Origin of the sequence: Trinickia diaoshuihuensis (assembly GCF_003390925.1) — a bacterium.
Taxonomy (GTDB): Bacteria; Pseudomonadota; Gammaproteobacteria; order Burkholderiales; family Burkholderiaceae; genus Trinickia; species Trinickia diaoshuihuensis.
In genome coordinates, this window is the sequence record NZ_QUBS01000089.1 from 13,598 (window position 1) to 28,352 (window position 14,755).

General features: G+C 66.8%; 10 protein-coding genes. 8 read left to right on the forward strand and 2 right to left on the reverse strand.

The genetic code is table 11. The features are described from left to right. The first annotated feature begins 5 nt into the window (after positions 1-5). Positions 6-512: a response regulator gene (locus DXT59_RS27335; protein ID WP_116141208.1), complete on the forward strand. Its 507-nt coding sequence runs from the start codon at positions 6-8 to the stop codon at positions 510-512. Continuing rightward, the gene (locus DXT59_RS27340; protein WP_116141210.1) at positions 509-2,146 is read left to right on the forward strand and encodes an ATP-binding response regulator; all 1,638 of its coding nucleotides are present in this window, start codon (positions 509-511) and stop codon (positions 2,144-2,146) included. The genes DXT59_RS27335 and DXT59_RS27340 overlap by 4 nt, the downstream gene beginning before the upstream one ends. Here the strand turns inward: DXT59_RS27340 and DXT59_RS27345 are convergent. Further along, the gene (locus tag DXT59_RS27345) at positions 2,143-2,724 is read right to left on the reverse strand and encodes a DJ-1/PfpI family protein (protein ID WP_116141213.1); all 582 of its coding nucleotides are present in this window, start codon (positions 2,722-2,724) and stop codon (positions 2,143-2,145) included. The genes DXT59_RS27340 and DXT59_RS27345 overlap by 4 nt on opposite strands. A 180-nt stretch (positions 2,725-2,904) precedes the next feature. On the opposite strand from DXT59_RS27345, the gene DXT59_RS27350 reads away from it, so the two are divergent. From DXT59_RS27350 to DXT59_RS27365, 4 genes are all read left to right on the forward strand, one after another. Next, positions 2,905-3,372 (forward strand): Rrf2 family transcriptional regulator, encoded by a 468-nt coding sequence (locus DXT59_RS27350; protein WP_116141215.1) that lies wholly within the window; start codon positions 2,905-2,907, stop codon positions 3,370-3,372. A 110-nt stretch (positions 3,373-3,482) separates the two neighbouring features. Next, positions 3,483-4,127 carry an NAD(P)-dependent oxidoreductase gene (locus DXT59_RS27355; RefSeq protein ID WP_116141217.1) on the forward strand — a complete coding sequence of 215 codons (645 nt, stop codon included), beginning with the start codon at positions 3,483-3,485 and terminating at the stop codon, positions 4,125-4,127. A 176-nt stretch (positions 4,128-4,303) separates the two neighbouring features. Beyond that, the gene (locus tag DXT59_RS27360) at positions 4,304-4,756 is read left to right on the forward strand and encodes an Lrp/AsnC family transcriptional regulator (RefSeq protein WP_116141219.1); all 453 of its coding nucleotides are present in this window, start codon (positions 4,304-4,306) and stop codon (positions 4,754-4,756) included. Between the two features lie 85 nt (positions 4,757-4,841). Continuing rightward, positions 4,842-5,033, forward strand: a complete 192-nt coding sequence (locus DXT59_RS27365) for a hypothetical protein (RefSeq protein ID WP_116141552.1) — start codon at positions 4,842-4,844, stop codon at positions 5,031-5,033. Positions 5,034-5,057: 24 nt separating this feature from the next. Here DXT59_RS27365 and DXT59_RS27370 read toward each other — a convergent pair whose 3' ends face one another. Continuing rightward, on the reverse strand, positions 5,058-7,322 hold the full coding sequence (locus tag DXT59_RS27370; RefSeq protein WP_116141221.1) for an FUSC family protein: 2,265 nt from the start codon (positions 7,320-7,322) through the stop codon (positions 5,058-5,060). Between the two features lie 173 nt (positions 7,323-7,495). Here DXT59_RS27370 and recC point away from each other — a divergent pair, with 173 nt between their 5' ends. Together recC and recB are read left to right on the forward strand one after the other, a co-directional pair. Next, on the forward strand, positions 7,496-10,951 hold the full coding sequence (recC, locus tag DXT59_RS27375; RefSeq protein ID WP_116141223.1) for an exodeoxyribonuclease V subunit gamma: 3,456 nt from the start codon (positions 7,496-7,498) through the stop codon (positions 10,949-10,951). Positions 10,952-10,986: 35 nt separating this feature from the next. Next, on the forward strand, positions 10,987-14,739 hold the full coding sequence (recB, locus tag DXT59_RS27380; RefSeq protein WP_116141554.1) for an exodeoxyribonuclease V subunit beta: 3,753 nt from the start codon (positions 10,987-10,989) through the stop codon (positions 14,737-14,739). Positions 14,740-14,755: the final 16 nt, after the last annotated feature.

Here is a 14,755-nt window from a genome sequence, read left to right on the forward strand (position 1 = left end):
TAACAATGCACAACCCAACCGGGACGGCGGGGCATCCCACGACGGGCCATCACAACACGGGCCAGCCCAATGTGGGCCAATCGGTGAGCATCATCCTGATCGAGGACGACGACGGTCACGCCACGCTGATCGAGCGCAACTTGCGGCGCGCGGGCTTGACCAACGGCTTCACGCGTTTTTCCGACGGCCAGCAAGCGCTCGACTACTTCTTTAGCGAACCGTCGCAGTTCATGCGCGAGGATTTGCCGCCGTCGGTGATCCTGCTCGATTTGAACATGCCGCGCATCGACGGTTTGGAAGTGTTGCGGCGGTTGAAGGCCGACCGGCGCACGGCCTCGCTGCCCGTCATCGTATTGACGACGACCGACGATCCCCGTGAAATCGAACGGTGCTACGAGCTCGGCTGCAATGTCTACGTGACCAAACCCGTCGAATACGACGCCTTTATCGAGGCGGTGCGCCGTCTTGGCTTCTTCCTGCAGGTGGTGAAGCTGCCCGCGGCCACTCGATGAGCGCTCATGCGCTGTTCGTCGACGACGACGAGGGGCTGTTGCGGCTCGCCGCGCGCTCGCTTGCTCGGGCCGGTTACCGCGTGAGCACCGCGCCGAGCACGGATGCGGCGCGCCAATCGCTCGCGGCCGAGCAGCCCGATGTGATCGTGGTCGACTATGCGCTCGGAGCCGCGGAGACCGGGCTCGATTTCTTGCGCGCGCTGCGTGCTCAAGGGCTCGCGCTGCCCGCTATTTTGTGCACCGGATTTGCCGACGAGGCGCGCGTGATCGAGGCGTTGCGCTCGGGCGTGGCCGATGTCGTGCCCAAGAGCGAAGGCTATCTCGAGTACCTGCCCGAAGCGATCGAGCGCGTGTTGCGCGAGCGGCGCATCGAGCGCGAGCTGGCGCAGGCGCAGCGCGCGCAGGAGCGCGAGGCGCATTTCCGGGCATTGGCGGAGGAGCGCGAAGCGCTGCTGGCGGCTGAACGCGTGGCGCGCGCCGAAGCGGAGCGCGCCTCGCGGATGAAGGATGAATTCGTCGCGACGTTGTCGCACGAGCTGCGCACGCCGCTCAATGCGATCGTCGGTTGGACTCAGTTTCTGTTGCGCGACGCCAGCGTGTCGGAGTCGCTGCGCAAAGGGCTCGACGTCATCGACCGCAACGCGCGGGCGCAAGCGCGCATGGTCGACGACCTGCTCGATTTCTCGCGAATCCTGGCCGGCAAGCTTCGGTTGGAAGCCGAGCGCGTCGATCTCGCCGACGTCGTCGAGTACGTGATCCGTTCCGTGGGTCCGGCTGCGCAGGCAAAAGACATCCGTTTCGTGTCATCGCTCGATGCGGTCGGTGCGGTCCTTGGCGACCCATCCCGATTGCAGCAGATCGTCTGGAATCTGCTCTCGAATGCCGTCAAATTCACGGGCAGGGGCGGCTGCGTCGAGGTCAAACTGCAGCGGCTCGACGGCGAGGTCGAGTTGATCGTCGCCGATAACGGCCAGGGCATCAAACCCGAGTTTCTGCCCCACGTATTCGAGCGTTTTTGCCAGGAGGACGCGGGCATCGCGCGTCAGCACGGCGGGCTCGGGCTCGGCCTGTCGATCGCTAGGCAGTTGGTGGAGATGCACGGCGGGCGGATCGTCGCTCATAGCGACGGCCCCGGCTGTGGGGCGACGTTCGTCGTCATGCTGCCGGCCGCCGCCGCGGAGCCGGCGCGCGAGCAGGACGCCGACGCGCTCGAACTACACGCGCCGCCGGCCTTGGCGGGCTTGCGCGTGCTCGTGCTCGAAGACGAGCCGGACGCGCGCGAACTCGTCGAGCGGGTCTTGCAAGAGCGCGGTGCGACGACGCTTGCGTTCTCGTCCGCGACCGACGCGTTGGAGGCATGCGCCGCCGAGTCGCCCGACGTCATCGTGAGCGATATCGGCCTGCCCGGCGTCGACGGTTACGAGTTCATCCGGCGGCTGCGTACGTCGGAGGGCCAGCGCGGGCGCAGCACGCCGGCGGCGGCGCTGACCGCGTTCGCGCGCAGCGAGGACCGGCGCCGCGCGCTGCTGGCCGGCTACCAGACGCATTTGGCCAAACCCGTCGATCCACTCGAGCTCGTGGTCGTGGTGGCCGCGTTGGCGGGCCGCACGGCGCCGTTCGTCGGCGACGCTTAAAGCTCGATGCGCGTTCCGAGCAGCACGAGGAATTGGCGCAGCCACTCGGGATGCGCGGGCCAGGCGGGCGCCGTGACGAACGGCGCGTCGGTGACGGCCGCGTCCACGGGAATATCGGCGTACTCGGCGCCGGCAAGCCGCACTTCGGGCGCGCAGGCGGGGTAGGCCGAAATGCGCTTGCCGCGAATCACCTCGGCGGCGGCAAGCAATTGCGCGGCATGGCAGATCGCGGCGATCGGCTTGTTTCGTTGCGCGAAGTCGCGCACGAGCTCGATGACCTTGGCGTCCAGACGCAGATACTCGGGGGCGCGTCCGCCGGCGATCGCGAGCGCGTCGTAGCTGGCCGCGTCGACTTCCTCGAACGTGGCGTTGAGCGTGAATTGGTGACCGGGCTTCTCCGTGTAGGTCTGGTCGCCTTCGAAATCGTGGATCGCCGTTTTGATCTTCTGGCCCGCGCGCTTGCCCGGGCAGACGGCATCGACGGTATGGCCGACGGCTTGCAGTGCCTGAAACGGCACCATCGTTTCGTAATCTTCTGCGAAATCGCCCGTCAGAAACAAAATCTTCTTCGCGGCCATGGCGTGCTCCTTCTCTAGTGAGGGGTAGACGACTACGGAATCCGTGCTTCCTACGATCAAGCGGCAGTGTACTCCTGCCATGCGTACCGCATCGAGCCGTCGGGGCGCGATCAGGCGGGTATTGCGCGGCGCTCGAAATGTAATTATCATGGTTACAGTTTTTGACGCCGAGCCTCAGCAATGAACACCAGCAGCCGCTTCGCCTATGCCGTCCATATCTTGGCGCTGCTGTCGCTACAGCAAGGGGAGCCGTTGTCCTCCGAGATCATCGCGGGCTCCGTCAATACGAATCCGGCGCTGATTCGCCGGCTCCTCTCCATGCTTGCTCAGGCGGGGCTCACGACGTCGCAGCTCGGCGCCGGAGGCGGTGCGTTGCTGGCGCGCGCGCCGGGACAAATCCGTTTGCTCGACGTCTACCGCGCCGTCGATGAAGCCGCGCTGTTCGGCTTGCACCGCGAGCAGCCGAACCCGGCGTGCATGGTCGGCCGGCACATTCAGCAGGTGCTCGTCGGCATCGTCGACGACGCGCAGCGGGCCATGGAAGCATCGCTCGGCGCACGCACGTTGGCCGATGTCACGGCAGGCGTGATCGAAGCCGAAAGCGCGATGGGAGTAGGGGCCGGCGGTAAGAGCGGTAATAGCGGTTGAGTTCACCACGCGGCCGGCGGCCGATGAAGTTAGCGAGAGGCGTCGCCTCTTTTTTTTGATCGATAAGTGTAACCAATAAAGTTACACATTTCATTGACTAGGAGCCTACCATGCAACAACGCTTGAAAATTGCGCTTTTCGGGGCGACGGGGATGATCGGGTCGCGCATCGCGGCCGAAGCGCTCGCGCGCGGCCATGAAGTCGCGGCGATTTCGCGCCGGCCACAGCCTGTCGAAGGGGCGGCCGGATTGACGACCCTCGCCGGCGACGTGTTCGACGCGCAAGCGAACGCCCAGCGCATCGCGGGCTTCGATGCGATCGCGAGCGCCTACGGCCCGGCACAGGAGGACACGGCCAAAGTCATTCAAGCCACGCGCGCGCTGATCGAACTGGCCAGAATTTCCGGCGTCAAGCGGTTAGTCGCAGTCGGCGGCGCGGGATCGCTCGAAGTGGCGCCGGGCAAGCAGCTCGTCGATACCGAAGGGTTTCCGGACGCCTACAAAGCCGTTGCGCTCGCGCATCGCGAGGCACTCGGGTTGTATCGGGAGGCGACCGACATCGATTGGACCTTCTTCGCGCCGGCCGCCATCATCGCGCCCGGGACCAAGACGGGCGCGTTCCGCACGGGCGCCGATACGCTGATCGTCGATGCCGGCGGCGCCAGCAAGATTTCGGCGGAAGATTACGCGATCGCGTTCGTCGACGAAATCGAACAAAACCGGTTCGTGCGCCGCATTGCGACCGTCGCTTATTGAGGGGTCCCGCCCGGCGCCGGGGCGGGCCGCCTCGGCGCGTGCGGGCAGAAATGGGGGCGTCGTCCAAAGCGATCGATGCCCCATTTATATCGGTTTATCCGTGAAAATAGTTTGCTTATAATTCCACGATCTCTATAAAACATAGAAAAAAATTCCAACACGGGATCGTAATGGGAATGGATGCTATCGATCGCAAGCTCGTGGAGCTGCTTCAGGCCGACGCCACGTTGCCGATCGCGGAACTCGCGAGCCGCGTCAATCTCTCGCAGACGCCGTGCTGGAAGCGCGTCCAGCGGCTCAAGGAGGAAGGCGTCATTCGCGCCCAAGTGGCGTTGTGCGACGCGCGCAAGCTCGGCGTGGGGACGACCGTGTTCGTCGCGGTGCGCACGAACCAGCATACGGAGGAATGGGCGCGCCGGTTCGTGCAGACCGTATGCGATATTCCGGAGGTGGTCGAAGCCTACCGCATGAGCGGCGAGACCGACTATTTGCTGCGTATCGTCGTCTCCGATATCGACGACTACGATCGCGTCTACAAACACTTGATTCGCGCGGTGCCGCTGTTCGACGTGAGCTCCAGCTTCGCGATGGAGCAAATCAAATATTCAACGGCGCTGCCGGTCAGGTGACGCGCGCTTTGAAGCGCGTAGAATGCCGGCTTTCGTCTCGCTATTTTGCGCGGCGCCACTCTCGGCGCGCCGCACGACACCATCCATGAACGATCCTCGCCGCTCGAACAAATCAAACCCCACGACGCGCGTCGCCGTGCTCATCATCGTGATCGTGCTGATCGGAATCGCGACGTTCCTCTTCAACGCCATCAAGGGCAAGCGCGAGTACGACGAGCAAAACGCGGCAGCCGCATCGTCGTCCGCGGCCGCAAGCGCATCGGGCGCCTCGCAATAACCGCTGCTGCCCGCGCGCCCTATGTCAGGGTTGCGCGGGCAGGCGAATCGCGCCCGCGTCTTTGCGAATGAGAAACGAGGCGGCGAGCATCTGCTTGCATTGCAGCGCGAGCAATTTGATTTCGCCGATGAACTCGGCGGGTTGCGTGCCGGCCCGTTCGATCTCGACGACCATCGCATCGAGTTCCCGCGTGAGTTGTTTCGTCGTCTCCGCCTGATCGACGGGCGGCGCGTCGCCCGTTTGCGCGAGCGTCAAGTTCTCGCGCACGGCCGAGAGCGCGCGCTGTAACGCCTGCGAGCCGTCCGGCTCGCGCTCGGCCATCTCGCGCAGCAACGGCGCGGCGGCCGTGATATGCGCGGCCAGCACGTGGCTTTGAACGAGCAAGTCGTTCAGTTCCGGCACGAAGCGCTGCTGCGCCTTCGGCTCGAGCATCATCCGGCGGAACGCCTGCGCGAGATTGGCGAACGCGATATGGACGTTCTTTCGCGCTAGGCGATAACGGAAGTCGCGTTCATCGGCGCTCGCTGCTTGCGCGCCCGGCTGCGCCGCGGCGGCGTTCGTCCCGCCGCGCGGCGCGTTGCCCCACCACCAAGCACTCTCCAGATACTGACGCGTGGCCGCGAGCATCTCGGTGACGAGCTTGCCCATGAGCCGGTATTCCCAGTACGGAAACAAATGGCTGGCCGCGATCGCGAGGGCGCAGCCGACGAACGTATCGATCGCCCGCTCGCCGATGATGCGCATGTTGCCGGGCGCCAGCAGATGAAACAGCAGCAACACATACGACGACGTGAAGACGACGCTCGCCGCGTAATTGAACAGCAGCAGGCTGTAGCTCATGACCATCGAGGCGAACATGAACACGAGCAACACGGGCGGCGCTTTCACGAACCAGATCAAGGCGAGGCTGGCCGCGCAGCCGATCGCCGTGCCGACGATCCGCTGCGTATTGCGCTGCTTCGTCAGCGAGTAGCCGGGCTTCATGATGATCAGCGTCGTCATCACGATCCAGTAGGCGTTCGTGAGCGGCAGCAAGCGACCGAGCCAGAACCCCAGGGCGACGGCAATCGTCACGCGCAGGGCGTGACGAAAGCTCGGCGACGCCATCGTCAGATTCGAGAAGATCTGCGGAAGCGGCACCCGGCGGCCCGAGAGAAAGCGCATCAGCGTATGGTCGACGCGCACCGCGGTTTGCACGGCCGGGGTGTCGCTGCCGACGGTTTTTTTCATTTTGTCGATCATGCGAACCGCGCTCCAGATGCGCCGGAACGAGGCCGATGCGGCCGCATAGGCTTCGGGGTTGCGCTCGGGCAGGCCCTGCTTGCGCATGAGTTCGATTTCGTATTCGATCGCGCGGATTTCGGCTTTGACGTTGATGCGCGAATCGGGCCGCCGGTTCTGCAGTACGGCCAAGCCGATTTCCTCGAGATCGCTTGCCGCCTTGCGGATCAAATCGCGGAAGAACAGCATCAAGTCGCCGTTGCCGAAGGTGCTGCGCATCAGCGGGTAGTCGGTATGCGCGCCGACGAACAACTCATGCAGATCGACGGTATTGATGAACAGATTGAACAGCGTGACGCGTCGCGGATCGAGCTTGCCGCGGCGCAGCTTCGGCAAATTGCGTAGCACGATCGCACGCGCGGCGTCCTGCATTTCGACGGCTGCCGTTTGCTTTTCGACGAGGATGTCGTAACACGCGTCGAGGTTCGCGTCGATGTCGTAGAAGTTCGCGCGCGCCAGCAGGTAATCGGCGCACGCGAAGACGTTTTCCGCGAGCGCCTGTTTCTCGATCCGATGCGCTTGCCACTGCGAAATCAACGTGGCCCAGTACGTGTACCAAAGGCCGCCCAGCAAGATCCAGCTCGCGTTGATGAGCGCCTGCGCCGGCGTAAAGTGCTCCTCGAGCGTCATCACCATCATGAAGAGCGTCGCGAAGCTGATCTGCGGCCAGCGATTGCCGTAGACGACGGTCAGCGACAGCACGAACGTCAGCGCGACGATCGTGGCCCACAGCGCGAAGATATTGACGGTCGCAAGTCCCGTGGCCAGCGCCGACAGAAAGCCGAGCACGCTGCACACGAGCATCTCGTTGTGCTTGTATTTGAGCGGCCCGGGCATATCGACGACGCAGGCGCCTAGGGCACCGGTGGCGATCGTGAAGCCGAGGTCGGCCTGATGAAATACGACGAGGCACAAGACGGCCGGCAGCGATACGCCGATGGCCGCGCGCAGTCCACCGAAAAAATATTGGCTGTAGAGAAATTTTTCGATTTCTTTCGAGTAGCGCATCGATCTCGCGGCGGGCAGCGGGAAGAGCCGGGGACGGCTGGCGTGAAAGTCTAACGTATTTCGATAGCACCGGGCATGTCTGCTTCATGCGCCTTAACGGCCGTCCGGCGCCTTTGATATGCTGACGGTTTTCGTCCGCGGCCTGCGCGCGCAGGCGCATCGACCCAAGGTTCATGCTCCAGCTTTTCTATTCGAACCGGTACGAGACGCTCGTTCAAGCGCTCGTCGACGATCTTGCCGCCATGCCCGCCGATCCGTGGACGCACGAGGAGATCGTCGTGCCGAGCGCGGCCGCGCGGCGGCGCCTCGAATTGGAGCTCGCGGCGCGCCGCGGCATCTGCGCGAACGTGAATTTCAGTTATCTCGCGCAGTGGTTGTGGACCCAAATCGGGGGCGTGATCGATGTGCCCGCGCATTCGCCGCTCGGCGTCGAGCGGCTGGCCTGGCGGTGCTATCGCCTGTTCGGGGTAGAAGGCGATGAGGGCGGCGGCGCCTCGCCGGACGAGGCGGCGTTTTGGCTCGCCTCGCCCCGGTTGCGCAGCTATCTGCAGGCGGCCGATGCCCCGATGCGTTTCGAGCTCGCGCGGCGCGTGGCCACCGTATTCGATCACTATTTGACCTATCGCCCGGAGTGGCTCGCGCGCTGGCAGCACGGGCAGTCGATCTTCGAGGGCGGCCCGGGCGCGGCGCCGCCGCCGGCTACTGCGCAAGCGTCGCCGGCGGCCCGCGAGGACGAGCGCTGGCAGGCGGCGCTGTGGCGTGCCGTGCTGGCCGAACTCGCGCAAGAAGGCGGCGCGTCCGGCATCGCAGAGGCCGCGCCGCCCGCTCACCGTTTCCTCGAACTCGTGCGCACGCTCGATCTCGATGCGGTCATGCGCGCGCGTTGGCCGCGCGTCGTCAGCGTGTTCGCGCTGCCCACGATCGCCCCGCTTTACATTGCGCTGCTGCGCGAGCTGTCGCGCTGGATCGACGTGCGCATGTACGTATTGAATCCGTGCCGTCAGTTCTGGTTCGACATCGTCACCGAAAAGCGCGCGCTCGCACTCGAAGCCGCCGATACGCTCGACTTCCACGAGGTGGGGCATCCGCTGCTTGCCGAGTGGGGGCGGCAGACGCAAGCGCAGTTGCATTTGCTTCATGAATTGACGGAGGGCGCGGCATCGAGCGAGGCGACGCGCTATGCGCCCAACGAATCGGCGAACTGGCTCGCGCGCGTGCAAAACGCGATGCTCGACTTGGAACAGGAAGAGGACGACGAGGGGCCGCTGGCCGGCCAATCCGCGCGCGGCATCGAGGTTCATGTTTGCCACAGCATGTCGCGCCAACTCGAGGTGCTGCACGACCGGCTGCTCGGCTGGTTCGACGATTCGATCGCCGGCCCTAACGATGCATTGCCGGGGCTGCGGCCGTCGGACGTGCTCGTCGTGTGCCCCGATCTCGCCGCCGCGGCGCCGCTCATCGACGCCGTCTTCGGTACGACGCGCGGCGACGAGCGCGGCCGTATTCCGTATCGCATCACGGGCCTGCCGCCGTCGCAGGCGAATCCGATCGCGCGCGTGCTGCTCGAGTGGCTCTCGCTCGCGGAGCGCGGCGTGGCCGCGCCGGAACTCGTCGAATGGCTGCGCGTCGATGCGGTGGCCGCGCGTTACGGTATCGACGCGGTGTCGCTCGATACGGTTCAGAGCTGGCTCGCGGCGGCCGGCGCGCGCCGCGGCTTGGCGGCGGAGGCCCCGGCGGGCGAGGGCGAGCGTGCCGCGCATGCCGTGACCGGGGCGCGCCATACATTCGCCGATGCGCTCACGCGGCTCTTTCTCGGCTATGCGATGCCCGATGACGGTGAACCCGTCGATGCGTGGCTGCCGGTGCCCGGCGCGCGCGGAGCCGATGCACAACTGCTGGGGCGTCTCGGCCGCTTCGTCGATGACTTGTACGGGTTCGTTCGCCGCTCGCGCGAAACGTTGAGCTGCGACGGTTGGAGCGCGCTGTTCGCCGATGCGCTCGCGCGCCTGTTCGATCCGTCGCCGCCTTTCGCCGATGCGCTCGCGAGCGTGCGCGATGCCGTGGAGAAAGCGCTCGAGGCGATGCGCGACGGCGCGCGCGACGCGCTGGCCCCCGCCGCGGTGGTGCGCGCGGCGCTAACGGTCGCGCTCGACGACGCGGCCCACGGCGGCGTGCCGTGGGGCGGCGTGACGTTTTCCTCGTTGACGAGCCTGCGCGGGTTGCCGTATCGCGCGATTTGCTTGATCGGGATGGACGACGGCGTCTTGCCGAGTCTCGCTCGCGCCGACGAGTTCGATCTAATGGCGGTCTTGCCGCAGTTGGGCGACCGCCAGCGGCGTGCCGACGAGCGCAATCTCTTTCTCGATCTGCTGCTCGCCGCGCGCGACCGGCTGTTCGTGAGCTACACGGGACGCAGTATCCGCGACAACGCGCCGTTGCCGCCGGCGGCGCTCGTCGACGAACTGCTCGATCATTTGGCGCGGGCCAAGGCTGGGCCGGATGCCGCGCCCGCGGAACTGGATGCGGCGCGCCGCTCGTTCATCGTCGAGCATCCGCTGCAGCCGTTCGCCTTGGCGTATTTCGAAGCGCGCCCCGCGCTTTTTACCTACGACGCCGAGCGCGCCCGTTTGGCCTCGCTACTCGCCGCCGATGCCGAACCGGTGGCGCCGCCGTTTTTCGCGGGTCCGTTGCCGCCCGAACCGGCGGGACCCGTTTCGTTCGCCGATTTCCAACGTTTCTGGCAGCATCCGGCCCGCGCGCTGCTGCGCGAGCGGCTGGGCGTGGTGCTCGAGAAAACGCAGGGAGAATTGCTCGAAGTCGAGCCGTTCGAACTCGATTACGCCGGGCGCGATGCGCTTGCCGATCGATTGCTGCCGCGACTGATCGAGCGCGACGACGACGAAGCGCGCGCGCGCGCGTGGCGCGTCGCGCAAACGAGCCCCGAGTTGCCGGCGGGCGCAACGGGCGATGTGCTCAAGCGGCGCGAGGTAGGCGCGCTGGGCCGTCTCGCGGGCAGCGTGCGCGCGGCGCTGGCAGCGGGCGCGTCACGCTTGCCGTTCGCATTGCAAGTGCGTCCGCAATGGCCCGAGACGGACGGCATCGCGCTGTTCGGCGAGCATGAGACCGAACTGCGAGACGCATTGTGCGACAGTGCTCCCGTGCAGTTGCACGGCACCTTGAACCGGGTGACCGCTACGGGTCAAGTGCTTTACCGGTACGCGAGCCCCAGTGCGCGCGAATATTTGAATGCGTGGCTCGCGCACCTCGCATACTGCGCGGCCGAGCCCGATGGGCCCTGCCGTACCGTGTGGTTCGGCGCCACCGAGCGCTTCGCGTTCACGCGCGTCGATGCGCCGCTCGAACACCTCGCGCCGCTCGTCGCGCTATACCTGGCAGGGCGCCGCTTGCCGCTGCGTTTCTTCCCGAAAAGCGCCTGGGCGAAAGCGAACGGCGGCGACGCAGAGGCACTTGCGACTTGGATTAGCGATCGCGTGCGCGGCGAATCGGATGACCCGGCGCTCACGATCGCTTGGCGAGGCGTGGACCTCGCGCTCGATGCGGCGTTCGGCGCCGCCGCCCGTATCGTGTTCGAGCCTTTGCTCGAGCATCTGACCGGGGGGCAGGCATGAGCGAGCAGGATCGCCTTCTAGGCGCGCCGCCGTCGATGCTAGAGGACGAGCCGGCGCCGCTCGACGTTTTTCGCTGCGAACTCTCGGGTGTCAATCAAATCGAGGCTTCGGCCGGCACGGGCAAGACTTGGAACATCTGCGCGCTGTACGTGCGCTTGCTGCTCGAACGCGATCTGAATGCGGATCAGATTCTCGTCGTCACCTTCACGAAGGCAGCTACCGCCGAGTTGCAAGAGCGGATTCGCGGTCGTCTGGCTGAGCTGGCCCGCGCGATAGACACGGCCGACGACGGCGGCGACCCGTTCGTCGCGCAACTGCTCGCGACCACCCTCGGCAACGATGGGCTCGACCGGGGCGTGGCCGGCAAGCGCGTTCGACGCGCGCTCTCCACGTTCGACCAAGCCGCCATCCATACGATTCACGCGTTCTGCCAGCGTGCGTTGCAAGAGGCGCCGTTCGCAGCCGCGATGCCGTTTGCGTTCGAGATGCAAGCCGACGACGCGTCGCTGCGCTTCGAGCTAGCGGCCGAGTTCTGGCGCGAGCGCGTGGAGCCCGTCGCCGCGGCGTATCCCGCGTTCGCGGCATGGCTCGTCGCGCGTGGGGCGACCCCGCTCGAGCTCGATGCGCAACTCGCGCGACGGCTCAAAAAGCCGCTTGCGCAATTGCGCTGGGGGGCCTCGGGCGCGGACGCGCCGGTGCTCGTGCCTGGCGACGAAGACGATGCTCGCCTGCGTTTCGATGCCGCTTGCGATCTGTGGCGCGAGCAGCGCGAGTCGATCGAGCGCCTGCTGGAAAACGCGCAGCCGGCGCTCAAACAGACGTCGCATAAGCCCGAAGCGGTGCGGGCGGCGGTCGATGCGTGGAGCCGCTATTTCGCCGAGGGCGACCCTTATGCGGCTCCCGCCCGCGAAGCGTTGAAGCTGACCGCGACCGCGCTCGCGAAGGCGACCAAAGTCAAGATGACGCCGCCCGAGCATCCGTTTTTCGAGTTGGCCGACACGCTTGCCCGCGCCGCCGAGGCCGCCGAGACGGCGCATCGCACGCGCTGGCTCGCGTTGCTCGCGCTGTGGCTCGACGAGGCGCCGCGCGCGCTCGCGGCGATGAAGCGGACGCGCCGCGTCGCATCGTTCGACGACTTGCTCGCGAACTTGCATGGCGCCTTGGTCGAGCACCCGTGGCTCGCACGCGCGCTGCGGGAGCGGTATCCGGCTGCGCTCATCGACGAATTCCAGGATACCGATCCGCTCCAATTCGCTATCTTCGAGCGCATTTTCGCGGGGCCGGGCAGCGACGGGCGAGCGGGCCCGCTCTTCCTGGTCGGCGATCCGAAGCAGGCGATCTACAGCTTTCGCGCGGCCGATCTGCATACCTATCTGGCCGCTCGGCACACGGCCACGGCGCGCTATACGCTCGCCGTGAACCAGCGTTCGACGCCGCCGCTCGTGGCCGCGTGCAATCGCATTTTCGGCGCCAATCCGCGCGCCTTCGTGCTCGACGGGCTCGACTATACGAGCGTGCGGGCGGCCGATCGGGCGCGGCCGCCGTTGATCGACGAGGCCGATCCCGCCCGAGCGCAACGCGCGGACGGCGCGCTGCGCGTATGGATGTTGCCTTCGGGCGAGTCGACGCTGCTCAAGCGCGAGGCCCAGCGGCAATCGGCCGAGGCGTGCGCGCAAGAGATCGTGCGCTTGTTGCGCGGCGCGCGCGAGGGCAGCGTGGCGCTGGGCGACAGCGCGCTTGCGCCCGCCGATATCGCGGTGCTCGTACGCACGCACAAGCAAGGCAGCTTGATGAAGCGCGTACTGGCTGCTTGGGGCGTGGGCAGCGTGGAGCTTGCGCAGTCGTCGGTCTTTGCGACGCTCGATGCCGAGCAACTCGAACGCGTGTTGGCGGCGGTGGACTCGCCGGGCGATTTGCGGCGCCTGAGGGCGGCGCTGGCGGCCGATTGGTTCGGCCTCGATGCGCAGGCGCTCGCGCGGCTCGCGCAACTAGCCGACGCACCGGCCCAGGCGCATGCCGACGAGGCCACGGCTTGGGTGGAGCGGTTCGCGCGCTACCGGTCGCTTTGGCTCGAACGCGGTTTTGCGACGATGTGGCGAACGATGATGCGCGAGCTCGCGATCGGCGAGCGGCTCATCGCGGGACGCGACGGCGAGCGCCGGTTCACCGACGTGGGTCACCTGGCCGAGCTGGCGCAGGCGAGGGCGGCCGTGCATCCTGGCATCGCGCCGACCTTGCGGTGGCTCGCGGCCGAGCGTGCGCGCGGCGGCGGCGAGGATGCGCAACTGCGGCTCGAATCGGATCGCGATCTCGTGCAGATCGTGACCGTGCACAAGTCCAAGGGACTCGAATATGCCGTCGTCTTTTGTCCGTTCCTGGGCGACGGCGCTCGCATGAACGCGGCCAGCACGGGCTTGCCCGATGCGAGCGAGTATCACGAGGACGCGCAAGCGGGCGCTCGCGCCGTGCTTCATTACGGCTGCGAAGGCTTGGATGCCGAGCGCGCCGAAGCCGAGGCCGCGCGCGACGAGGCGGCCGAACGGGCGCGGCTCGTCTACGTCGCGCTGACGCGGGCCGTGCATCGCTGCTATCTCGTCGCGGGCGTTTATCTCTCGTCGCGTTCGACGAAAGAGGCGCGCCGCAGCGTGCTCAATTGGCTCGTCGCGGGCGACGGCCGGCCCTTCGACGCGTGGTCCGACGATCCGCCCGATGAGGGCGCGCTCGAAGCCGCCTGGGCCTCGCTTGCCGACGGCACGATCACGCTCGCGCCGCTGCCGGCGCCCGCGCGGCGGATTGCGCTTGCGCGCGAGGCATCGTCGGCCGGGCGGTTCGCGGCCCGCACGCCGCACCGCTTACTGCGCGAAACATGGCGCATCGCGAGCTTCAGTTCGCTGGCCGCCGCCGGCGCGCGCCACGCGAGCGAGACGATCGACGACGAGCCGCGGCCCGATCACGATGCGCTCGCCGCTGCCCAGCAAGAGGCGCAAGCTGCGGCCGCAGCCGTCTGGCCGCAGGTGCCCGCGGCTGCCGCTGCGCAGGCTTTGGAGCCCGACGATATTCTCGCGTTTCCGCGCGGGGCGGCGGCCGGCGAGTGTCTGCATCGTATGTTCGAATTGGCGGACTTCTCCGATCCCGCAACGTGGCCGGCGGCGATCGAACGCGCGCTGCTCGAGCGGCCCGTCGCCGCCGATGCCGAGACGGCCGCGCGCCTGCCGGCGATGATGGCGCGGCTGATCGCCGACGTGACGGCCGCCGAGGTGGCGCCGGGGATGACGCTGGCGGCGCTCGATCCCGAGCGCAGGCTGACCGAGTGGCCGTTTCTGTTCGTGGCGCCCGCCCTCGATCTCGCCGCGCTGCGCGGTTTGCTCGTCCGGCACGGGTACCCCGACGTGGCGCTCGAAGCAGGGACGCTCGCCGGTTATGTCAAAGGATTCATCGATATGATCGTCGAGCACGACGGCCGTTTTTGGGTCATCGATTGGAAGTCGAATCATCTTGGCGTTACGCCGGCCGAATACGGTGCCGCCGCGCTCGACGAGGCGATGGCGCACCACGCGTATCACTTGCAGGCGCTGCTCTATGTGCTCGCGGTGCATCGGTATTTGAAAGCGCGCCGCCCGGGCTATGACTACGACTCGCACATCGGCGGTTACAGCTATCTGTTCGTGCGCGGCGTGCGGCCGTCGTGGCGCGACGGGGCGCTGCCGGCCGGCGTGCATGCGCGCCGGCCCGCGCGCGAGTTGATCGAGGCGCTCGATGCGTTGATGAGCGAAGGGCACACGTCATGACGCGCGCATTGCTTGC